The organism is Staphylococcus sp. URHA0057 (assembly GCF_000620265.1).
Taxonomy (GTDB): Bacteria; Bacillota; Bacilli; order Staphylococcales; family Staphylococcaceae; genus Staphylococcus; species Staphylococcus pasteuri.
Genome location: NZ_JHVS01000006.1, coordinates 213,663 through 236,169, shown reverse-complemented (window position 1 = coordinate 236,169; position 22,507 = coordinate 213,663). Strand labels below are relative to the sequence as shown.

Sequence of the window (22,507 nt, the reverse complement as noted above, 5' to 3'; positions counted from 1 at the left end):
AATTTATAAAAGTTAGTTTTCTATAGATAACAAAAAACACCTCAGTTATTACAACTAAGGTGTTTCATATTTATAATTAACATTCTTGTTGAGGGAGTCAACAGTGTTATTAATTATTTGAATTTACGTTTACGTGCAGCTTCTGATTTCTTTTTACGTTTAACACTAGGTTTTTCGTAAAATTCACGTTTACGTACTTCTTGGATAGTACCACTTTTTGAAACTGAACGCTTAAATCGACGTAAAGCATCTTCAAGTGATTCATTTTTACGTACTACTGTTTTAGACATCTGTATTTCCCTCCCTCCAAATATCAACGGAACTTTATATTCAATCGCATAGTAAAACTATGCTTTTATTAGTATAATATATCTGTAATATCCGGTCAATTACTAATATTTATATTTTTAAAATAATTAAACAAGTACTTCTTGTTCAGATTTATTTGTAGCATGATCAACAATACGAATAGCTTTACCTTTATTTATAGGATAATTGGCTTTTTGAATTTTAACTTTCACAATTTGACCTATTAAATCTTCATTGCCTTCAAATTCAACTTTCATGTAATTATCAGCATATCCAACTAAAGTGTTTGGTGTTTCTCCACTTTCCTCAGGAATGACTTCAAGTACTTCATCTTCAAATTTAGATGCATATTCTTTAGCTAATTGATTACTTAATTCAATTAATTTATGCACACGTTCATTTTTGATTTCTTCATCGATTTGGTCGTCCATTCTTGCAGCTGGAGTACCAATACGAGATGAATATGGGAAAACATGTAATTCTGAGAATTTATGCTTCACAATAAAGTCGTATGTTTCTTGGAATTCTTCTTCTGTTTCGCCAGGGAAACCAACGATAACGTCACTAGTAATAGCTACATCTGGTAAAGCTTGATGTAATTTAGTAATTCTTTCTGAGAAGTGTTCCATTGTATATTTACGTCTCATACGTTTTAACACTGTATCTGATCCAGATTGTAAAGGTACATGTAAATGTCTTACAATCTTATTTGAGCTTTCAAGAACACTGATTACTTCATCAGTTAATTGACTTGCTTCAATTGATGAAATACGAATACGCTCTAAACCATCAACTTGATCTAAATCTCTTAATAATTGAGCTAAATTATAATTTTTTAAATCTTGTCCATATCCGCCTGTGTGAATACCAGTTAATACGATTTCTTTATAACCAGAGTTAACTAAAGTAGTCGCTTGTTCCACTACTTTTTCAGGATCTCTAGATCTCATTAATCCACGAGCCCATGGAATAATACAGAATGTACAGAAATTATTACATCCCTCTTGAATTTTTAATGATGCTCTTGTTCTATCTGTAAAGTATGGCACATCTAACTCTTCATATTTACGATTTTTCATAATATTACCAACACCATTAATTGGTTGACGTTCTTTTTGGAATTCATCAATGTAATCAAGTAATTTATGACGGTCTTGTGTACCTACGACTACATCTACACCTGGAATTTCCATAATTTCAGCAGAAGATGTTTGTGCATAACAACCAGTTACACATACTACAGCATCAGGATTTTTTCTGATTGCTCTTCTTATAATTTGTCTACTTTTTTTATCTCCGGTATTCGTTACAGTACAAGTATTAATAACAAATACATCTGCATTTGTTTCAAAATCTACTCTTTCGTAATCTGCTTCTTTAAATAATTGCCAAATTGCTTCAGTTTCATAGTGGTTAACTTTACAACCTAAAGTGTGAAACGCAACTGTTGACATATTGTTCACCCCATTAATTCTTTTTCATAACTTAACGCGCTCAATGCATATAGTGGCGCTGTTTCTGCCCGTAAAATTCTTGGTCCTACACCAACTAACTGTGAATTTGATTTTAACATTGACACTTCTTCATCAGAAAGTCCGCCTTCTGGACCAAATATAAGTAATACACGATCTTGTGGCTTAAATTGTTTTAACATGTGTTTGAAATGACTATTTTCGTTATGTTTGGCTTGTTCTTCATAAGCAACAAGAACATAATCATACTGAATTATGATATCACAAATTGCCTTTGAATTCGATAGATAATTAATTTGAGGAATTGTTAATCTATAGCTTTGTTCTGCAGCTTCCTTGATTATTTTTTGCCATCGTTCTAGTTTTTTAGAGATTTTTGCATTGTTTAATTTAACAATAGATCGGTCCATTTCTACTGCCAAAAATTCACTGGCACCTAGTTCAGTTGCTTTTTGAATCATCCATTCATATTTATCAGCCTTAATCAAACCACTGCAAATAGTAATATGTTGCGGTAACTCAGTATTAATTTCTTGCTTTTCGATTAATTCTAACTCTATATTTTGATCAGATATATTAGTTATTTTACACGTATAAACATTTTTATCATTAAATGTGATTACTATTTTATGTCCTTCAGAATGGCGCATTACATTTTTAATATGATGCATATCTTCTTTATCTGTAATAAAAAAACGCTGACTTTCATCAGCGTTTTGATTAATAAAATATCTTTGCAAATTAGTCACTCACTTTCTGACCAACGATACATACCCAACCGTTGTCATGTTGAACTGAAATAATTTTAAAACCTACACGCTTCATATGTTCTTCAATTTCTTCATATTTTTCTTCAATTATACCTGAAGTTATAAAGTAACCTTCTTCATTGACTGTATTATAAGCGTCTTCAATCATTTCATCAATAATATGAGCTAAAATATTTGCAATGACAATATCAAATTTTTCATTTTCATCTTTTAATAAATTACCAGGAACAGCTTCAATCTCATTTAGACAATGGTTTTTTTCAAAGTTTTCTTTGGCTACATTAACAGCCATTTGATCAATATCTAATGCCTTTATCCTTTTAACACCTATCAAATGACTAGCTATACTTAATATTCCAGAACCTGTACCAACATCGATGACACTGTGTTGTGGAGTCACATATGTTTCAATAGCTTTTAAACACATACTCGTCGTTGGATGGTCTCCCGTTCCGAAAGCCATACCTGGATCTAATTCTATAAGTAACTCTTCATCTGATTCTTTATTGTAAGTTTCCCAACTAGGAACGATAGTAAATTTATTAGATGCTCGGAAAGGATGAAAATAATTTTTCCATTCATTTTCCCAATCTTCTTCTGCAATTGTAGTTTCACTTATATTAAAAATAGATTTATCTATATCTTTTAATGCTAGAATTTCTTCTTCAATACTAGTACGTAAATTCTCATTAAAATTCACTTCATTGAAATAAGCTTTTAAACGTACTCCCTTTTCTGGATAGTCCTCAGGTTTAAGTTCATAAATTTCACCGAACTTATCTTCTGGGGGATTGATTAAATCATTTGAGTCTTCTACTACTACTCCGTTAGACCCGTAGTTCTCAAGTATATCAGTAACCAAGAATTCAACCTCATGATTAACTACGATCGAAAGTTCCGTCCAATTCATTTTTGTTATTCTCCTTTGAAGAATCTTCTAGCTTTATCTTTAAAATTTGAAGGCTGTTCATTTAGTTCTTCACCATTAATATCAGCAAATTCTTTCATAATTTCTTTTTGTCGTTCAGTCATTTTAGTTGGTGTAAGCACTTTAATGTTTACAAATAAATCACCGTGTCCATAACCATGAACATTTTTAATACCTTTATCTTTAAGGCGGAATTGTTTACCTGTTTGAGTTCCAGAAGGAATAGTTAATACAACGTTACTATTTAAAGTTGGTATTTTCACTTCGTCACCTAGTGCTGCTTGAGGGAAACTAATATTTAAATCATAGTAAATGTCGTCTCCATCACGTTTAAACACTTCAGAAGGTTTAACTCTGAATACAACATATAAGTCTCCACTTGGTCCTCCGTTTACACCTGGTGAACCTTCGCCAGCTAAACGAATTTGTTGTTCATTATCGACACCTTCTGGAATAGTAACTTCTAATTTAACTGTTTTATTTTCAGTACCTTTACCGTGACAAGTTGGACATGGCTCTTCAAATTCTTGTCCACTACCTTCACATTTAGGGCAAACTTGTTCAGTTCTAACTCTTCCTAAGATCGTATTTTGTTCAACTGAAACAGAACCTGCTCCGTTACAATAGCTACATGTTTTTTTCTTAGTACCAGGTTTAGCACCCTCACCATCACATGTATGACAAGTTACATCTTTACGAATTGAAATCTCTTTCTTACCACCGAAAACTGCTTCATCAAATGTGATCGTCATAGTATATTGCAAGTCGTCACCTTTGCGTGGTGCATTTGGATCTCTTTGTCTAGAGGCACCTCCGAAGAATGAACTAAATATATCTTCGAAACCGCCGCCACTGAATCCACCAAAGTCACCGCCGCCAAATCCTTGGCTGCCGAAACCACCTTGTGGACCATCATGTCCAAATTGATCGTAATTTGCTCGTTTGTTATCATCACTTAAAACTTCGTAGGCTTCAGATATTTCTTTGAATTTTTCATCTGCGCCTTCTTCTTTATTTATATCAGGGTGATATTTTTTTGATAATTTTCTGTAAGCTTTTTTAATTTCGTCTTTAGAAGCACTTTTACTTACCCCTAAGACTTCATAATAATCTCTTTTGGCCACAGTAACCTCTCCTTTTTTACTAACAAGATAAGTTTAACTAATTCATAACAACTATCCAAATAAAAAGCCAAAGCCAATGTACAATTGACTTTGACTTTTTTAAAATAGCTTTAATTGAAGTTGATTAGTTCGACTTAAATATTATTTTTTATCTTCGTCGTCTTTAACTTCTTTAAATTCAGCATCTTCTACAGTGCTATCTTGATTTTGTTCACCAGATTCACCTTGAGCTTGTTGTTGTGCTTGTTGAGCTTGTTGGTAAACTTTTGCTGATAAGTCTTGAACAACTTTTTCAAGTTCTTCTTTTTTAGCTTTAATGTCTTCAACATCTTCGCCTTCAAGAGCAGATTTTAATGCTTCTTTTTTGTCTTCAGCATTTTTCTTATCTTCTTCACCGATATTTTCACCTAAGTCGTTAATAGTTTTTTCAACTTGGAATACTAGGCTATCTGCTTCGTTTCTTAAGTCTACTTCTTCACGACGTTTTTTATCAGCTTCAGCATTTTCTTCAGCGTCTTTTACCATACGATCGATTTCATCGTCTGATAATGAAGAGCTTGATTGGATAGTAATATTTTGTTCTTTATTAGTACCAAGGTCTTTTGCAGTAACATTTACAATACCATTTTTATCAATATCGAATGTTACTTCAATTTGAGGTACACCACGTGGAGCTGGTGGAATGTCTGTTAATTGGAAACGACCTAATGTTTTGTTATCTGAAGCCATAGGACGTTCACCTTGTAATACATGAATATCTACTGCTGGTTGATTATCAGCTGCTGTAGAGTATACTTGTGATTTTGAAGTTGGGATAGTAGTATTACGTTCGATTAACGTATTCATACGTCCACCCATGATTTCAATACCTAATGATAATGGTGTTACGTCTAATAGTACAACGTCTTTAACATCACCAGTGATTACGCCACCTTGAATTGCTGCACCCATTGCTACTACTTCGTCTGGGTTTACACCTTTATGTGGATCTTTACCGATTTCTTTTTTAACAGCATCTTGAACTGCTGGAATACGTGTTGAACCACCAACTAAGATGACTTCATCAATATCTGAGTTTGATAATCCAGCATCTTTCATTGCTTGACGAGTTGGTTCCATTGTACGTTTGATTAATGAATCTGCTAACTCTTCAAATTTAGAACGAGTTAAGTTGATTTCTAAGTGTAATGGACCACTTTCACCAGCAGAGATGAATGGTAATGAGATTTGAGTTTGAGATACACCAGATAAGTCTTTTTTAGCTTTTTCAGCAGCGTCTTTAAGACGTTGTAAAGCCATTTTATCTTGTGATAAATCTACACCGTTTTCTTTTTTGAATTCTGATACTAAGTGGTCAATGATTACTTGGTCAAAGTCATCCCCACCTAATTTGTTGTCACCTGCAGTTGAAAGTACTTCAAATACGCCGTCACCTAATTCTAAGATTGAAACGTCGAAAGTACCGCCACCTAAGTCGAATACTAATACTTTTTGATCTTGTTCAGTTTTATCTAAACCATAAGCTAATGCAGCAGCTGTTGGTTCATTGATAATACGTTCTACTTCTAAACCAGCAATTTTACCAGCATCTTTAGTTGCTTGACGTTCAGCGTCATTGAAGTATGCAGGTACTGTGATAACAGCTTTATCTACTTTATCACCTAAATAGCTTTCAGCAGTGTTTTTTAAGTTTTGTAATACCATTGCTGAAATTTCTTGTGGTGTGTATGATTTACCTTCTATATCTACTTTGTAATCTGTACCCATATGACGTTTGATAGATTGTACAGTATTTGGATTAGTAATAGCTTGTCGTTTAGCTACTTCGCCGACTTGTGTTTCACCATTTTTAAAAGCCACAACAGATGGTGTTGTACGAGCACCTTCAGGGTTTTGAATAACTTTTGGTTCGTCACCTTCTAATACTGCTACACAAGAGTTTGTTGTTCCTAAGTCAATACCGATTACTTTACTCATAATAAAATTCCTCCAATTGTTATATTTATATTTTCAATGTTTTTTCGCCAATATTATTGGTTTACTTTAACCATTGATGGTCTTAACACTCTATCTTTTAATTTGTACCCTTTTTGTAGTTCTTGGGTGATAATACCTGAACCATATTCAGGATTGTCGTCTTGAACTACTGCCTGGTGTACATTAGGGTCAAATTCTTGCCCTTCAGATTCAATTTCTTCAAGACCATTGTCTTTTAAGGCTCTTAACAGACTTTCATGAACCATTTGAACGCCTTTTTGAAGTGATTTAAATGATTCATCTTCACCTTCAATTTGTAGTGCACGTTCTATATTGTCAATAGTTGGTAAAATATCTGTTAGTACACCTTGAGATTGATACATTTTATTGATTTTATTTTCGTTCTGAATTCTACGTTTATAGTTTTCAAATTCAGCATATAATCTTAAATATTTCTCTTCGTTGTCATTTGCTAATTTTTGTAAGTCATTAATTTCTTGATCTTTTGGATCAATGCTTTCATTATCAGTTTCTTCAGAAGAAACTGTTTCATTGTTTGATTCTTCTTGCGTTTCTACATCTTGCGTATTATTAGATTCAGTGTTATCAACTGAAGTCGCTGTTTCTTCAGATTGTGTATCTGTTGTTTGGTTGTCTGTTTCTGTTTCAGTATTTTGTTTCACTGATTCATCTTTTTCTGTCATTTTGTGCCCTCCAATACAATTCTAATTACGTTACCAAATTCGGTTAAGTAATTGAATTACATTTTGATAATGCATCGCAGTTGGTCCAATAACCGCAATTTGACCTTTGAGTTTCTCATCAAAGTGATACTGTGTTGATACTATTGATATATCACTTAAATTTTCATCTATTTCTTTACCAATTTTTACATTGATTTGAGAATTGGATATATCATCTAATAATTCAATAATTCTATTTGATTCGATATACTGCAAAATTGGTTGAATAGAAGATACATTAGATTCATTCAATGCATCAATCAGTTTAACCTTTCCACCCATGTAAATGCTATTACTTTGATTGGAAATGTGTAAATTCATCATTTTAACTAATTCTTTAATGAATTGTGCTTCATTTTGAGTTTGTGCGAATCTTTCTATTTCATCAATTTGACCTTTAATTAACTTATTATATTGATTTGATAGGAAATTGGATATCTTATTCAATTCATCATTAGTTAAAGGTAATTCAGATGTAAGATGCACATTTTCAACATAGCCTGATGAAAATACTAAAATCATTATTATTAAATGATTATTTGCTCGAATCAAATGAATATTATTAATAATGTCTTGACTATGGTTGGGACGAACAACCAACGTTGCATATTGAGACATCATAGATAGTTCATTTGCAAAATACGTTAATGCAGAAGAAGTATCATAATGATTCTCAATCATTAACTGATTTAAACGTTGAATTTTGTTTGAGTTTTGATGAGATGTTTGTTCTAATAATTGATTTACATAGTATCTAAAACCTAATTCGGATGGTGACCTTCCTGAAGATGTATGAACCTTTTCAATGAAATCCATATCTTCCAGTTGTTTCATTTCATTCCGAATTGTCGCTGGACTTACATTTAAGTCGTGACGATCAATTAAAGTTTTAGAACCAATGGGTTGTCCATAATCAACATAATCTTCAACAATTGCATTAAGAATGCTTAATTGTCTATCTGTTATCATGTTTTCACCTCATTAGCACTCTTTTCTGTTAAGTGCTAATTATAATTTATCAAATTGGTCAAAGTAAGTCAACGTTAAAGCGTTAGAAATTTAAATTTATTTTAGATATTTAATAAAAATGCTTCAAAAACCTCGTTACCAATGACTTTACCTCTCTCCGTAAGATAAATATAATCTGATTTTTTCTCAATCAATTTTCTATTTTTTAAATCATTAATAGTTTGACCAAATACATTTTCAATTGATGTATTAAACTTCTCATTGAATTTAGTCATACTAACGCCTTGATTTAATCTTAGTCCTAAAAACATCTCTTCTTCCATTTGCTCATTTATAGTTGGTTCAGTTTGAGTAAGAAGAGGTACTTCTTCATTTTTAATAGCTTTAATATAATGATTGACAGGGTTAACATTTGTATAACGTACTCCATTTGTATATCCACTTGCACCCGCACCGAAACCATAATATTCCTCATTTAACCAATAAACTTTATTATGTTCAGATTCGTGTCCTTCAATAGCAAAATTTGAAATCTCATATTGATGGAATCTTGAATTTTCAATTTTATGCATTAATAATTGATACATTTCTGCACCTAAATCTTCGTTAGGTAGTTTGAGATGACCTTTCCTATACATATTATAAAATTGGGTTTTGGGTTCTAGTATGAGTCCATAACTAGATATATGATCAATATCCATTTGCATTGCTAAATCTAAACTATTTTCAAAATCTTGAAGAGTTTGTTGTGGTAAATGATACATTAAATCTAAACTAATAGATTCTATACCAGCATCTCTAGCATTTTTAACTGCATTATAAATATCTTCGGTTTTATGTGTTCTTCCTAAAATATTTAGTAGTTCTGGTTTGAACGTTTGTACACCCATTGATATGCGATTTACACCATAAGATTTTAGTAATTTCACTTTCTCAAATGTAAGTTCATCTGGATTTGCCTCAAAGCTGTATTCGCCTTCAATATTAAATAGATTATTGATTCCTGATAATAATTTTGTAAGTTGATCTATATTCAATGCAGTTGGCGTACCTCCACCAACATACATCGTTTTTAAATTGGTATTTGAATGTTTAGTACGTCTTTCCATTTCTAATAGTAATGAATCCAAATAGTCATCAACTGGTTGCTTATCAATAAAATATTTATTGAAATCACAATAAGTACATATTCTGACACAAAACGGTATATGAATATAAGCACTTTGTATGGTCAATTTAATTCCTCCACAAGATATGACTTTATTTTTATTAAAAAATTAGAGGCGGGATAGAATTAAGTTAAAAATCAATTCTGGTCCCACCTCGTATCAAATGTAAATATTTAAATCTTAATTAAAAAGTGTTTTTAAATACAAAGTCACACTTAATAACGTCATTATTATTCTTCATCCATTTTAAGTACTGCTAAGAATGCATCTTGAGGAATCTCTACATTACCAACAGCTTTCATTTTAGCTTTACCAGCTTTTTGTTTTTCTAAAAGTTTACGTTTACGACTAATGTCCCCACCATAACATTTAGATAATACGTTTTTACCCATAGATTTAATGTTTGTACGTGCTACTATTTTTTGACCAATTGCAGCTTGTACAGGTACTTCGAATTGTTGTCTAGGGATTAATGTTTTTAATTTTTCAACTAGTGATTTACCACGTTCATATGCAAATTCTTTGTGGACTATAAAGCTAAGCGCATCTACTTTTTCACCATTAAGTAGGATGTCCATTTTAACTAAATCACTTTCTTTATTTTCAATAAATTCGTAATCAAATGATGCATAACCTTTAGTATTAGATTTAAGTTGATCAAAGAAATCAAATACAACTTCTGATAAAGGAATTTCATAAACGATGTTAACTCGAATGTCATCTAAGTAATCCATATTAACAAATTGGCCACGCTTACGTTGACATAGTTCCATGACTGCACCCACATAATCATTAGGTACCATCATTGTTGCTCTAACATATGGTTCATAAATTTTTTCTATACGATCACGTTCAGGCATTTGTGCTGGGTTATCAACTGTGACTTCAGATCCATCTTTTAATATACATTGATAAATTACTGATGGAGCAGTTGCAATCAATTCAATTCCAAATTCACGTTCGATTCTTTCTTGAATGATTTCCATGTGTAACATACCTAAGAATCCAGTTCTATAACCAAAACCTAAGGCTTGTGATGATTCTGGTTCAAATTCTAATGAAGCATCGTTTAATTGTAGTTTTTCAAGCGCTTCACGTAAATCATTATAATTTTTATTATCAATTGGGAATAAACCACAATAAACCATTGGATTCATTTTTTTATAACCTTGTAATGGTTTCTCAGCAGGTCTATTCGCTAAAGTAATAGTATCACCGACACGTGAATCATCAACATTTTTAATACTTGCAATGATATAACCAACATCACCGACAGTTAATTCGTCCACAGATAGTTGTTTTGGAGTATTAATACCTACTTCAGTCACTTCAAATTCTTTACCTGTTGCCATCATTTTAATCTTATCTCCAGCTTTTACTACGCCATCAATAATTCTAATTGATGAAATAACACCGCGGTACGGATCATATTCTGAATCAAAAATTAATGCTTTTAATGGAGCTTCTGGGTCTCCTTCAGGTGGTGGGACAACTTCTACAATTTTTTCAAGAATTTCTTCAATACCAATATTAGATTTTGCACTTGCAAGAACTACATCATCTTGGTCAAGACCAATAACATCTTCAAGTTCTTGCTTAACTCTTTCAGGTTCAGCTGCTGGAAGATCAATTTTATTAACTACTGGTAATAGTTCTAAGTTATTATCTAAAGCTAGGTATACATTAGCTAGTGTTTGTGCTTCTATACCTTGTGCAGCGTCGACTACTAAAATAGCACCTTCACATGCAGCCAATGATCTTGAAACTTCATATGTAAAATCGACATGTCCAGGTGTATCGATTAAATGGAATGTATATGTTTCTCCATCTTTTGCTTCGTATTTTAATCTAACAGCATTTAATTTAATTGTGATACCACGTTCTCTTTCTAAATCCATTGAATCTAACAATTGATCTTGCATATCTCTAGTTTCTACTGATTTCGTATTTTCAAGAATTCTATCAGCTAAGGTAGATTTACCGTGGTCTATATGAGCTATAATAGAGAAATTTCTAATCTTATCTCTTCTATTGTATCGTTCTTGCTTATCCATTATATCCTTCTCACTTTCATATTTATAACCCGTATTTGTACATCTTTGATATGATAACGTTTTTAAATTGTAAATGCAAACATCTAATTAATCGTTTAAATAAACCATTTACTTTGATAAACTAATACTTATATTGGTTTAAGTTTAATATTGCATACTTTATTATAAAGTGTAATGAACTTAATTCCAATACTATAATGTGATATTCATTTATTAGCATAGCCATTAAATAAATGATTGCACAAAGATAGTACATTTGATAAAATATTTCTTGTTGTAATCAAATATAATTTAATTTGATAAGTTAGTTCACTTTTAGGAGGTGACAGTAATGCCAAACATTAAATCTGCAGTTAAACGTGTTAAAACAACTCAAACTGCTGAAGAACGTAATATTTCTAAGAAAAATACTATGCGTACAGCAGTTAAACGTGCGAAATCAGCTATTGAGACAAATGCCGATAACAAAAATGAATTAGTAAGCTTTGCTATTAAGCAATTAGATAAAGCTGCTCAAAGCAACTTAATCCACTCTAACAAAGCTGATCGCGTAAAATCACAATTGATGAGCGCTAACAAATAATTATAAATAAAAGCTAGTTCGCCTAATAGGTCGAACTAGCTTTTATTTTTTTATGTAACAACAAATCAATCTTATAATGATAAAATAAACAATTCTAAAATCAGTTGTTTATCCATATATGAAGATTTCAATTTATAATCAGTTTCTGCACAAGAATTTATAATATTTAAAAGATCTTCTAACTGATAATGTCTTACCTGCCCCAATGCTAATTTCACTCTATATGGATGGACATTGACTGTTTTAGCTATTTGTTGCCCACTATATCCTTTTTGACTTAAAATCTTACATTGGTAATATAACCTATAATTACTAGTTATCAATGCTAATAATTTAATTGGTTCTTCCTTCATATTAATTAAATCTTTGACCAGTTGTATTGCTTTATTTTTTTGGCGTTTTTGAATATATTCTGTTAACAGAAATACATTTTGTTCTAAACTACGATTAATGATTTGATTCACATCGTCTTTATTTATAGTCGGTCTATCACCTAAAAATAGCATTAATTTATCTAATTCTTGTGAGATAATATTGAAATTAATACCGGTTAACTCAATCATATTATTTAGTGCGTCTTGTTTGATGTCCTTAAAATTATCATTTAATTTTGATTGAATCCATTTTTTTATTTCTTCTTCAGACATTTGTTCAACTTTTTTTAATTGTCCATTTTTCTTAAGTGTTTTGGTTAATTTTTTTCGTTCATCTAATTTATTTTGAAATACTTCAAAAACTATAAGGTTTTCACCATCATATTTTTCAATAAATTCAAGTAATTGGTCGGTATTTTGATTCAATTCTTTGGTAACCTTTTCACCCGTAAAGACATATGCATTCTGAACTAAAATTGCCTTTTTATCTGAAAAAAATGGCATTGTTAATGCTTCTTCAATGATTGGTGTAATTTCAGTTTCATATAAATTATATTTCACATAGTTGAAGTCATCTTTTTCTGATTGTAAATATTTATTTATCATTTCTGAACTCTTTTTCTCAACTAAGTCTGGTACCTCTCCATATACCATAATGATATTGTCAGACATGCATTACACCCTTTCCATATAGTTCACATTAAGAAATTATATCACGTAATAAACTCTAACCTCTACCAATTTATTTTTGTTGCTTAGTTGATATTGATAAATTTGAATCTAGTTTAACAGTTATCTCCCCGTTTATTTGGGTATCTAAAACTTTACTTCCAGATTGACGTAACCGTATAATTACTTCTTGATTTGGCAAATGATATTTATTACCTTTACCACTTGATATAAGACTGATTTTTGGAGTTATGTGTTGTATTAAATTTGCAGAATTACTTGTTTTACTGCCATGATGCGCAACTTTCAAAATATCTATTTTAGGTAATTGATATCGATTTAACAGTAGTTCCTCATTATTAATAGTCATATCACCAGTAAGTAAAATAGTTTTATTTTTATATTTTAATAATGTAACAATTGAGTGTTCATTTTTATCGTCGCTTTCTTGAATATAAGTATCTAAAAATTCAAGTTTCCCATCTTTAATAGATAAAGAAATGAGTAAGGTAATATCCATGAAATTGATACCATTTAACTGACAAATACTTTTAATATTTTTTAGGACATTTTTAGGATAACTTGATGGCTCTATAATAATATTTTTGATGTTTATATGATTACTTAAATATGATAATTCACCCATGTGGTCTAAATGAGGATGTGTAATAATTAAATAATCAATTGTAGATATCCCCTTGGCTTTTAAACTTGGTAAAATCTTATATTTGGTTATATTATTATTAGATTTAGTGTGACTGTCAGTTAGTTTTCCACCAGTGTCAATCATAATATTTAGATTGTACTCAGTATGAAATAAAATGCTGTCTCCCTGACCAACATCTAACATTGTTAACTCTGTTTCTGAAGGCCTCGATGTATATATAATTATTATAATGCTAAGAAAAATTATCGAAACAGACGTTAAAATATTTCTTTTAACGAATAAAAATAATGAAATGAACACAGAAATTATTAAAAACACTATTGCGAAAGTGTTTAACTCAGGAACAAAAATTCTAATGTACTTTAATGAAAGAAATAAAGAAAGAAATAGATCATGTATACGGTAACTATAATTTATTACTGTATTTAAAATTAATAAGTGGGTTGTGAAGTGGCTAAGAAAGAAAAATATAATCGCTAGCGGAAAGATAATAAGGCTATATAAAGGAACGAAAATTAAATTTGAAACTAATCCTATCCATTGAATTTGATTAAAATAGTAGACAGTAATTACTGACGCTCCTAATTGAGCTATAATTGTCACTGACATTAATAATTTTAGTCCAGTAAGTTCCTTTAATAATGGTGTAGAAATTATAAGGAAGAATGAAATAAAAAAGCTAAACTGAAAACCAATATCAAAAACTATCAGTGGATTGATAAAATACATTAATATAAAAATAAAAGAGAGTATATCTAACGGTTTACTTTTAAACTGTCTAGGAAGAATGAGTAAAATTATGCCGACTAATATAGATCTAACTGCGCTAGGAGCAAAATCAGTATAAAAAGCATATAGAGGTAATATAAGTAGAAGTAAAAGCTTAATTAATAAATATGGTGTGTTCAATCTCACAAAAGCGGAATGTACTAAATAAATAATTGCAGCAACATGTGAACCACTTACTGCAAGTAAATGATAAATTCCTATTTCTTTAACATCGTCAATAAATGATTGATTTAATGTTGATGTGTCACCAGTAATCAAAGCTAGTAACCTATCGTGATAAACATTTTTTGTTTTACTCATTTGATTCTGAATATAACTTTGATGTTTGGCTATAGGATTAATTTTCTTATTTTGTGTACAACTATTTAAATCTATCTGTTTAATAAATATTATAGGCTGATTCGAATTTAATAACTGTAAATCTCCATTTATAGCACATCTATAATTATCAATATTCAATCGATTATAATCACCTTGATGTCTGTAATAAAACTTTACATTGTGGTCATGCCATTCAAGGAGTCCTTTATAGATATTACTTTCTTTGTTTAATTTAATAAAAGTTACTGCTTCATTAATATGTTTACTATTCTTAATATTTTGCATTTCTTGTTTATGTTTAGTAAGTGCTAAATTTAACATTAAAACACTAAGTAATACTGAGATACATACCAAGAATAGATATTGCTTAATTACATTTTTTCTTATTAATAGAAACATTAGCATACAAAGTATAAAAGTAGAGAGCACTTTGTTAAATAACCAAAGTATCCCTACTAGAAATGATATTGCAATATAAAACAATAAACTTAACCTTGAGTTAAATACTTTGCAACATAATCTGGTGAAAATGGAATTTTTTTGTATTCTATTCCAGATTTATCCAGTAACTTCATGGCATACTCGTGATTATGGTAATCTTCAGCGTAATAAATCGTCTTTATTCCTGCTTGAATGATTGATTTTGTACAATTAAGACATGGGAAATGTGTGACATAAATTGTTGCACCTTCAGTCGATACACCTTGCTTTGCACATTGTAATAACGCATTCATCTCAGCATGAATAGTTCTTATACAATGGCCATCTTCAATCAAACAACCCTCATCGATACAATGTACTTCACCAGCTACGGATCCATTATAACCGCCTGCAATAATACGGTTGTCTTTAACTATCGTCGCGCCAACTGATAATCTTTGACAAGTTGATCTTAATGCTAATAAGTGGCTTTGTGCCATAAAATATTCTTCCCATTTTATTCTTTCCATGATGATCTATGCCTCCATCGTACTTAATTAAAATAATAATTATAGCTTACTCATTTTAAAATCATAATGCAAATGCAACTCTTATTACACAGTAAAATAAGCCTTTAATTTTTCAAATGTTTTTGGTCCAAATCCTTTTATGTTTTTTAAATCTTCTATACTATTAAAAGCACCATTTTTATTTTTATAATCTATAATTTCTTTGGCTTTAGAAGGACCTATACCAGGAACTTTCAATAATTGCTCTTCTGTCGCTACATTCAAATTAATAGTTGATTGTGTACTATCAACCGTATTACTTGTAATTTGTTCTTGTATATTTTGAGAAGTCTTTTCTCCCTTTTCAGGTATGTAAATTAACTTTTGGTCTATTAATTTTTCTGATAAATTAATTTGTTTAGTATCAGCATTATTACTTAATTGGACTTTCTTTAACAAGTCAATGATTCTATCAGAACTGTTCATTTTATATACATTGGGATGCTTTACTGCCCCCTTTATGTCAACGTATATAACTTTATTTTCCTTTTTTGCATCAGAATCTTTAGTTTCGCCTTGATGACGTTTAGATAAAGTTTCTTTTTTATCTGTTTTATTACTATAACTATCTGTATTTGATTCAACATATGTTTGTTGACTTTTGTCTTCATTATGATTCATAGAATAAGATAAAACTGCTATAAAAATAATTGCTATTCCAATTCCAATATATAGTTGATACGGTGTCAAAATCTTTATTAATTGTGTTAATTTAGAAAGCAAAAAATCACCCCTTCATACTAATTAACGTATGTCAGCGTGATTTTACTTTATATTTAATGTTTTTGAGCTACAAAAAATAATCGATCTGCCTGTTCATCATCTTGATTCATATTGAAATCTGTAAACGTTTTGACTAAAGTTAATCCACATTTTTCCAATAATTGAGTATATACATCTTTTTCAAATGTACGTTGATAATGTTCTTCGTCAAATCTTTGATATAAACCATTTTCTCTTTCAATAAAAAATGACATTTGATGAATAACGCTTAATGGTTCCGCGCCTTTTAGAGCATCCCATCCTAAAAATAAATGTTCTGCTTCATCTATATAACTTTGGTCACTAAATAATGTAGTCATTTTAGCAACGGTATGTACATCAAATATTAACAAACCGTTATCTTTCAAATGGTTATAAACACATTTAAAAGTATCTTCAACATTGTCTAATGTAGGTAAATAGTTTAATGAATCACAAAAAATAGTAACAATATCAAATTGATGATCTAATTGAAAATTCGTCATGTCTCCTTCTAACCAATTGATTTGATTAGATTTTTGAGAGGCAATGGAAAGCATATCCGGACTAATATCCATGCCACTAACATTTCCTAAATCATTTAACATACATGTTAATGTACCTGTACCACATCCAATATCAAGGATATCGGCATGATGATTAGCATAAAATTGAACTATATCAAACCATGATTCATAAGGTTGATCTTGTGTGAGTTGATCATAAACCAAACTCATTTCTTCATATTGAGACATAATTAGTAAACAACCTGTCCGTATGATTCGATTGGAGCATCTTGATATAATTTCTCAATATTATAATAAGATCGTTCATCTTTATGGAAGATATGAACAACTACATTGGCAAGGTCAATTAGAACCCATCTTGCATCTTGATAACCTTCCATTCGTTTAACATCGATATCATGTTCATGAACTGCTTCTTTTACAGCTCTAGCAATTGACTGAACTTGACGTTCATTATTACCATGACATACAACAAAATAATCTGTCATATCACTGATACCTTGCATATTAAGAGAAATAATATCTTCTGCTTTTTTGTTCTCTGCTGCATCAACAGCAATGTTTAACAATTTGTCTGAATTCATTTAATCATCCTTTATTCTTTCATCACTATAGTTATAATAATTTAGACAAGCAATCGTAGCACCGTAAACTGTAATATCTTTTTGAATTAAAAATAGTACTGTACGCTTAGAAATTTCATAAATTGTTTTATCTAAGCTACCTTGATTGTATGCCATATCTCTGATTTCTTCAACTCCTGGAGTCTTACGACCAGGCTCTATATAGTCAGCTATAAATACTAGTTTTTCTGTTTTTGTCATTTGTTGACGACCAGTTGTATGATATTTAATAGCTAACAAAACTTCTTCATCTTTGACATCAAAGTCATTTTCCATTATTGCTGAACAAACCGGTCCATGCAAAATTTCTCCACCATAACTCAATAAATCAGATTCTAAATCATACTGTCTCACTGTTTGATACATAGTACTTAAATCATCATATTTACAATAATCATGAAGTACACCAGCTAGTTCAGCTTTATCTTTATCGCCATCATAGATTTCTGCTAATTTTACAGCTGTCTCTGCTACTCTAAGTGAATGTTTAAATCGCTTTTCTGGCAATTTCTCTTTGACTAACTCTATAGCATTTTCAATTTTCATATAATCCTTCCTCTCGAATATAATGTTCAACGCTTTGAGGAACTAATATTTGAATAGACTGTTTCGCTTTAACACGTTCACGTATCATTGAAGAACTAATATCCATTCTAGGAATAGTGATAGATATCATACCTTCTTCAACAGACTGTACATCTTTCTCTCTATTAACCACTATAAATGTAATCAATTTCTTTAATTCATCAACATTGTACCATTTATCTAATTGATCGTATTGATCAGTGCCTATAATGAAGTAGAATTCACTATTAGGATGTGACTTTATTAATGATGATAACGTATCATAAGTATAGCTTTGCCCTTTTCTTTCTATTTCTTCTTCACTAATTTTACCAAAACCTAAAGTAGCAATTGCTAACTCTATCATTTTAATGCGTTGTGGTGCTTCTAGGAAATCAGAATGTTCTTTTAAAGGAGACATATAACTTGGTAAAAAATAAAATTCATCTGGCTTGATGACATGATACACTTCACTAGCTACCATCATATGAGCGATATGAATCGGGTTAAATTGTCCACCATATAAAATAATTTTCTTTTTCATTATGGTAACGTAATTTCTTTATTATCCTTTGATTCTCTGTATAAAACAATCATAGACCCTATGATTTGAACAACTTCACTATTCGTAGCATCACTTAATGCAGTAGCAAGTTCTGATTTATCATCAAAATTATTTTGTAATACGTGTATCTTAATTAATTCGCGATTCTCTAAAGTATCGTCAATTTGGTTAATCATATTTTCATTTATACCACCCTTACCAATTTGGAAGGTTGGATCAGTATTATGTGCTAAACTACGTAAATATCTTTTTTGTTTTCCAGTTAACATAATTAAACTCCTTTTAATTTATCTATTACTGATTGTTTCATCATTTTAATATCGGCTTGGTATCCAGTCCATATTTTGAAACTTTCAGCGCCTTGATATACAAACATGTCTAATCCATTATAAATCGGATTACCTTTATTTTCCGCTTCTAGTAAAATTGGTGTTTTATACGGAATATATACGATATCACTTACTAAGGTGTCTGTGTTTAAATTCTTGAGACTGATGGGTAATTCTTGATTATTATCCATACCAGCAGGTGTTGTATTAATAATAATATCGAACTCATCTAAGTGGGATTCAGCCTGTTCTAGAGTTATCTGATTAACATTTAAATGCCATGACTCAAATCGTTTCATCGAACGGTTAGCAATCGTTAATTTCGGTTGAACAAATTTAGTTAATTCATTTGCTATACCCTTACTAGCTCCACCAGCGCCTAAAATTAATATATATGCATTTTCTAAATCATTATAAACTTGACGCAAGCCAGTAACATAACCTATCCCATCTGTATTGTATCCAATCCATTTACCGTCACGTACCATTACTGTATTAACAGCACCAACAGTTGTAGATTGTGAATCTATTTCATCTAAAAATGGAATAATACGTTCTTTATGTGGGATCGTAACATTAAATCCATCTAATTTTCTTTCTTTAATTATTTCTTTAATGTTATGAAATTGATCTTCAGGTATATCAATTGCTTCATAAGTATAATTCAAACCCAAAGATGCAAAATTATCAGTATGCATAAGTGGTGATAAAGAGTGTGAAATTGGATGTCCAATTACTGCAAATTTCACGTTTATCCCTCCTTATAATATCGAATTTCTTAAAATGACATCTACATTTTTAGGTACTCTAACAATAACTTTTGCACCAGCATCAATTGTAATAAATCCTAGTCCAGAAATCATTACGTCTCGTTTTTCTTTGCCTGTTTCTAATCGAACAGCTTTCATTTCACTCATATTAAATTGATTAGGATCATGAGGTGGTGTTAACAAATCTCCAATATGATTTTTCCATAAATCATTGGCTTTTTCTGTTTTAGTTCTATGAATATTTAATTCATTTGAAAAGAAACATATCAATGGTCTTTTTCCACCTGAAACATAATCAATTCGAGCTAAACCACCAAAGAATAATGTTTGTCCTTCATTTAGTTGATATACTCTTTGTTTGATTTCCTTTTTAGGCATAATTAATTTTAATTCTTTTTCTGTGACAAAGTGAGTCATTTGATGTGATTGAATAATACCAGGTGTATCAAACATAAATGATTTTTCATCTAATGGAATATCTATCATATCTAATGTAGTTCCTGGGAATCTAGACGTTGTGACAACATCTTTTTCACCTACACTAAGCTCTATCAATTTATTAATTAATGTTGATTTACCTACGTTAGTTGTACCTACAATATAGACATCTTCCTGTTGACGATGTTTATTGATTGAATATAATAGATCTTCAATACCCTGTCCTTTTTCAGCTGAAATGAGTACAACGTCTTCAGAATCAAGACCGTATTTCTTAGCAGAACGTTTCAACCATTCTTTTACACGACGTTTGTTAATTTGTTTTGGAAGTAAGTCCATCTTGTTAGCTACTAAAATAACTTTTTTATTACCAACAATGCGTTTAACTGCATTAATAAATGAACCTTCAAAATCAAATACATCTACGACATTAACAACGATACCGCTTTTATCTGATAATCCAGAAAGTAAATTTAAAAAATCTTCGCTATCAAGTCCTACATCTTGTACTTCATTATAATTTTTTAATCGAAAACATCTTCTACAAATAACATCTTCTCTAAACATATTATGTTCCGGTACATAACCTGGTGCGTTTTTATCTTCTGATTGCAATGGTGCGCCGCAACCTATACATTTCAATTCATCACTCAATCAATTTTCCTCCCATTTAATATAACCTTTTTTCCTGAAGTGATTTAATAATCTTCTTTCAATTAAGCGATTAAACTTGGTAATAAACCCGTCAGTACGTTTAACAGGTACAACCATAATCGTATATAAACCATTGCGATTACCACCAAAAACATCTGTTAACATTTGGTCACCAACTACCACTGTTTCACTAGGTTTGATGCTCATTTGTTTAATTGCTTTTTTAAATGCTTTACCCATCGGTTTTCTAGCTTTACAAATGAAATCTACATTTAAATCTTTTGAAAATTCACCTACACGTTGTTCATTATTGTTTGAAACAATTGTGATTTGTATGCCTTTTTCTCTTGCTTCTTTAAACCATTGTTTAATTTGTTCAGTAGGCGCGACAACATCCCAACCTACAAGTGTGTTATCTAAATCTGTGATAATACCTTTTACACCAGTTTCAGCCAATTTATCAACATTGATTTCGAATACTGACTTTACATATGCATTAGGCATAAAATAATGTTTAATAATACCCATTGAATTGTCACCTTTACTCTTTAATTATAATTTTCCGACTAATAATTCTACCATTTCACTAGATGAAACAGCTGCTTTTCCTAAAAATTCCTCGAATGTCATATCTGCTTCGCCATTAGCTAAATCAGAGACAGCTCTCGTAATGATGAATGGAACTTTAAATTGATAACATGTTTGAGCGATAGCAGTTGCTTCCATTTCTACAGCCATTGCGTCGCTAAATTGAGTTTTTATCGTTTTTCTTTGTTCTGCACTTCCTATGAAACTATCACCACTTACAATAAGCCCAACTTTAGCATTTAAATTTTGTTGTTTTACAACTTCACTTGTTTCATTTATTAAATTTTGATTTGCTTCATATTTTTCTGGCATTTGTGGGATTTGACCCAATGCATAGCCAAATGCTGTAGCATCTGCATCATGGTAAGCTACATTATCACTGATTAATACGTCTCCTATAGATAAGTTTTCATCTAGTGCTCCGGCTGAACCTGTATTTAGGATGTATTTTGGATTGAATTTTTCGATTAGTAATGTTGTAGAAATAGCTGCATTAACTTTACCAATACCACTTTGAGTAATGACTACTTCTTTTTGATTAAGTTCACCTTTATAGAATTTAACATGAGCTACATTAATTTCGCTTAAATTCACTAATTTATCTTTTAAAATGGCAACTTCTTCTTCCATTGCACCAATAATACCTATCATTATTGTCCCACCTTATCTTATTATACTAGCATTTGTTATTCTATCACATTTTATAGCTTTCAACGACAATAGGTTAGTATTTAACTAATATATAATCGTATGTTTTAAGTTATAAAAAAAGCGTTAATACTACACATTTATTAACTAAAT

The 22,507-nt window shown here is 30.6% G+C and carries 24 protein-coding genes; 1 reads left to right on the top strand and 23 read right to left on the bottom strand.

Annotated elements, in window-relative coordinates; genetic code table 11:
- Positions 1-113: 113 nt before the first annotated feature.
- The 10 genes from rpsU to lepA all read right to left on the bottom strand — a co-directional run bounded on the left by rpsU (position 114) and on the right by lepA (position 11,515).
- On the bottom strand, positions 114-290 hold the full coding sequence (rpsU, locus tag N524_RS0104130; protein ID WP_000048060.1) for a 30S ribosomal protein S21: 177 nt from the start codon (positions 288-290) through the stop codon (positions 114-116).
- Between the two features lie 126 nt (positions 291-416).
- A complete protein-coding gene (gene mtaB, locus N524_RS0104125; protein ID WP_017636283.1) occupies positions 417-1,763 on the bottom strand; it encodes a tRNA (N(6)-L-threonylcarbamoyladenosine(37)-C(2))-methylthiotransferase MtaB in 1,347 nt (448 codons plus the stop codon).
- A 5-nt stretch (positions 1,764-1,768) separates the two neighbouring features.
- A complete protein-coding gene (locus tag N524_RS0104120) occupies positions 1,769-2,521 on the bottom strand; it encodes a 16S rRNA (uracil(1498)-N(3))-methyltransferase (protein ID WP_029055732.1) in 753 nt (250 codons plus the stop codon).
- 1 nt (position 2,522) lies between these two features.
- Entirely contained in the window at positions 2,523-3,461 is a 939-nt protein-coding gene (prmA, locus tag N524_RS0104115) for a 50S ribosomal protein L11 methyltransferase (RefSeq protein WP_017636285.1), read from the bottom strand.
- A 5-nt stretch (positions 3,462-3,466) separates the two neighbouring features.
- Positions 3,467-4,603: a molecular chaperone DnaJ gene (gene dnaJ, locus N524_RS0104110; protein WP_029055731.1), complete on the bottom strand. Its 1,137-nt coding sequence runs from the start codon at positions 4,601-4,603 to the stop codon at positions 3,467-3,469.
- A 141-nt stretch (positions 4,604-4,744) separates the two neighbouring features.
- The gene (dnaK, locus tag N524_RS0104105) at positions 4,745-6,580 is read right to left on the bottom strand and encodes a molecular chaperone DnaK (protein WP_017636287.1); all 1,836 of its coding nucleotides are present in this window, start codon (positions 6,578-6,580) and stop codon (positions 4,745-4,747) included.
- Between the two features lie 53 nt (positions 6,581-6,633).
- Positions 6,634-7,284: a nucleotide exchange factor GrpE gene (gene grpE, locus N524_RS0104100; RefSeq protein ID WP_017636288.1), complete on the bottom strand. Its 651-nt coding sequence runs from the start codon at positions 7,282-7,284 to the stop codon at positions 6,634-6,636.
- 30 nt (positions 7,285-7,314) lie between these two features.
- The gene (gene hrcA / locus N524_RS0104095; RefSeq protein WP_029055730.1) at positions 7,315-8,292 is read right to left on the bottom strand and encodes a heat-inducible transcriptional repressor HrcA; all 978 of its coding nucleotides are present in this window, start codon (positions 8,290-8,292) and stop codon (positions 7,315-7,317) included.
- 101 nt (positions 8,293-8,393) lie between these two features.
- Positions 8,394-9,527: a radical SAM family heme chaperone HemW gene (gene hemW / locus N524_RS0104090; RefSeq protein ID WP_029055729.1), complete on the bottom strand. Its 1,134-nt coding sequence runs from the start codon at positions 9,525-9,527 to the stop codon at positions 8,394-8,396.
- A 164-nt stretch (positions 9,528-9,691) separates the two neighbouring features.
- Positions 9,692-11,515 (bottom strand): translation elongation factor 4, encoded by a 1,824-nt coding sequence (lepA, locus tag N524_RS0104085; RefSeq protein ID WP_029055728.1) that lies wholly within the window; start codon positions 11,513-11,515, stop codon positions 9,692-9,694.
- A gap of 331 nt (positions 11,516-11,846) precedes the next feature.
- Here lepA and rpsT point away from each other — a divergent pair, with 331 nt between their 5' ends.
- Positions 11,847-12,098, top strand: a complete 252-nt coding sequence (rpsT, locus tag N524_RS0104080; protein ID WP_002451849.1) for a 30S ribosomal protein S20 — start codon at positions 11,847-11,849, stop codon at positions 12,096-12,098.
- Between the two features lie 71 nt (positions 12,099-12,169).
- Here rpsT and holA read toward each other — a convergent pair whose 3' ends face one another.
- The 13 genes from holA to N524_RS0104015 all read right to left on the bottom strand — a co-directional run bounded on the left by holA (position 12,170) and on the right by N524_RS0104015 (position 22,357).
- A complete protein-coding gene (gene holA, locus N524_RS0104075; RefSeq protein ID WP_029055727.1) occupies positions 12,170-13,144 on the bottom strand; it encodes a DNA polymerase III subunit delta in 975 nt (324 codons plus the stop codon).
- A gap of 70 nt (positions 13,145-13,214) precedes the next feature.
- Entirely contained in the window at positions 13,215-15,056 is a 1,842-nt protein-coding gene (locus N524_RS0104070) for a DNA internalization-related competence protein ComEC/Rec2 (protein ID WP_231460184.1), read from the bottom strand.
- A 350-nt stretch (positions 15,057-15,406) separates the two neighbouring features.
- Entirely contained in the window at positions 15,407-15,868 is a 462-nt protein-coding gene (locus N524_RS0104065) for a ComE operon protein 2 (RefSeq protein WP_029055725.1), read from the bottom strand.
- Between the two features lie 84 nt (positions 15,869-15,952).
- Complete coding sequence (locus tag N524_RS0104060; RefSeq protein WP_029055724.1) at positions 15,953-16,630, bottom strand: helix-hairpin-helix domain-containing protein; 678 nt, start codon at positions 16,628-16,630, stop codon at positions 15,953-15,955.
- Between the two features lie 53 nt (positions 16,631-16,683).
- Positions 16,684-17,403 carry a class I SAM-dependent DNA methyltransferase gene (locus N524_RS0104055; RefSeq protein ID WP_017637102.1) on the bottom strand — a complete coding sequence of 240 codons (720 nt, stop codon included), beginning with the start codon at positions 17,401-17,403 and terminating at the stop codon, positions 16,684-16,686.
- A gap of 2 nt (positions 17,404-17,405) precedes the next feature.
- Positions 17,406-17,759, bottom strand: a complete 354-nt coding sequence (gene rsfS, locus N524_RS0104050; RefSeq protein ID WP_029055723.1) for a ribosome silencing factor — start codon at positions 17,757-17,759, stop codon at positions 17,406-17,408.
- Complete coding sequence (gene yqeK / locus N524_RS0104045; protein ID WP_017637100.1) at positions 17,760-18,344, bottom strand: bis(5'-nucleosyl)-tetraphosphatase (symmetrical) YqeK; 585 nt, start codon at positions 18,342-18,344, stop codon at positions 17,760-17,762.
- Entirely contained in the window at positions 18,334-18,906 is a 573-nt protein-coding gene (locus tag N524_RS0104040; protein WP_029055722.1) for a nicotinate-nucleotide adenylyltransferase, read from the bottom strand. Before N524_RS0104040 ends, yqeK begins: the two co-directional genes overlap by 11 nt.
- Positions 18,906-19,196: a ribosome assembly RNA-binding protein YhbY gene (gene yhbY / locus N524_RS0104035; protein WP_017637098.1), complete on the bottom strand. Its 291-nt coding sequence runs from the start codon at positions 19,194-19,196 to the stop codon at positions 18,906-18,908. Before yhbY ends, N524_RS0104040 begins: the two co-directional genes overlap by 1 nt.
- A 2-nt stretch (positions 19,197-19,198) precedes the next feature.
- Positions 19,199-20,005, bottom strand: a complete 807-nt coding sequence (aroE, locus tag N524_RS0104030) for a shikimate dehydrogenase (RefSeq protein ID WP_029055721.1) — start codon at positions 20,003-20,005, stop codon at positions 19,199-19,201.
- A 12-nt stretch (positions 20,006-20,017) separates the two neighbouring features.
- A complete protein-coding gene (yqeH, locus tag N524_RS0104025; protein ID WP_029055720.1) occupies positions 20,018-21,118 on the bottom strand; it encodes a ribosome biogenesis GTPase YqeH in 1,101 nt (366 codons plus the stop codon).
- Entirely contained in the window at positions 21,119-21,646 is a 528-nt protein-coding gene (locus N524_RS0104020) for a YqeG family HAD IIIA-type phosphatase (RefSeq protein WP_029055719.1), read from the bottom strand.
- 24 nt (positions 21,647-21,670) lie between these two features.
- Positions 21,671-22,357 (bottom strand): 5'-methylthioadenosine/adenosylhomocysteine nucleosidase, encoded by a 687-nt coding sequence (locus N524_RS0104015; protein WP_017637094.1) that lies wholly within the window; start codon positions 22,355-22,357, stop codon positions 21,671-21,673.
- Between the last annotated feature and the right edge of the window lie 150 nt (positions 22,358-22,507).

Bases quoted from the DNA above. Each gene is read 5' to 3' on its own strand.
- N524_RS0104055 (WP_017637102.1), bottom strand. From the start codon at position 17,403: ATGTCTCAATATGAAGAAATGAGTTTGGTTTATGATCAACTCACACAA.
- rpsU (WP_000048060.1), bottom strand. From the start codon at position 290: ATGTCTAAAACAGTAGTACGTAAAAATGAATCACTTGAAGATGCTTTA.
- N524_RS0104015 (WP_017637094.1), bottom strand. From the start codon at position 22,357: ATGATAGGTATTATTGGTGCAATGGAAGAAGAAGTTGCCATTTTAAAA.
- mtaB (WP_017636283.1), bottom strand. From the start codon at position 1,763: ATGTCAACAGTTGCGTTTCACACTTTAGGTTGTAAAGTTAACCACTAT.
- grpE (WP_017636288.1), bottom strand. From the start codon at position 7,284: ATGACAGAAAAAGATGAATCAGTGAAACAAAATACTGAAACAGAAACA.
- rsfS (WP_029055723.1), bottom strand. From the start codon at position 17,759: ATGAATTCAGACAAATTGTTAAACATTGCTGTTGATGCAGCAGAGAAC.
- N524_RS0104020 (WP_029055719.1), bottom strand. From the start codon at position 21,646: ATGGGTATTATTAAACATTATTTTATGCCTAATGCATATGTAAAGTCA.
- yhbY (WP_017637098.1), bottom strand. From the start codon at position 19,196: ATGTTAACTGGAAAACAAAAAAGATATTTACGTAGTTTAGCACATAAT.
- yqeK (WP_017637100.1), bottom strand. From the start codon at position 18,344: ATGAAAATTGAAAATGCTATAGAGTTAGTCAAAGAGAAATTGCCAGAA.
- N524_RS0104065 (WP_029055725.1), bottom strand. From the start codon at position 15,868: ATGGAAAGAATAAAATGGGAAGAATATTTTATGGCACAAAGCCACTTA.
- N524_RS0104040 (WP_029055722.1), bottom strand. From the start codon at position 18,906: ATGAAAAAGAAAATTATTTTATATGGTGGACAATTTAACCCGATTCAT.
- rpsT (WP_002451849.1), top strand. From the start codon at position 11,847: ATGCCAAACATTAAATCTGCAGTTAAACGTGTTAAAACAACTCAAACT.
- hrcA (WP_029055730.1), bottom strand. From the start codon at position 8,292: ATGATAACAGATAGACAATTAAGCATTCTTAATGCAATTGTTGAAGAT.
- lepA (WP_029055728.1), bottom strand. From the start codon at position 11,515: ATGGATAAGCAAGAACGATACAATAGAAGAGATAAGATTAGAAATTTC.
- prmA (WP_017636285.1), bottom strand. From the start codon at position 3,461: ATGAATTGGACGGAACTTTCGATCGTAGTTAATCATGAGGTTGAATTC.
- dnaK (WP_017636287.1), bottom strand. From the start codon at position 6,580: ATGAGTAAAGTAATCGGTATTGACTTAGGAACAACAAACTCTTGTGTA.
- holA (WP_029055727.1), bottom strand. From the start codon at position 13,144: ATGTCTGACAATATCATTATGGTATATGGAGAGGTACCAGACTTAGTT.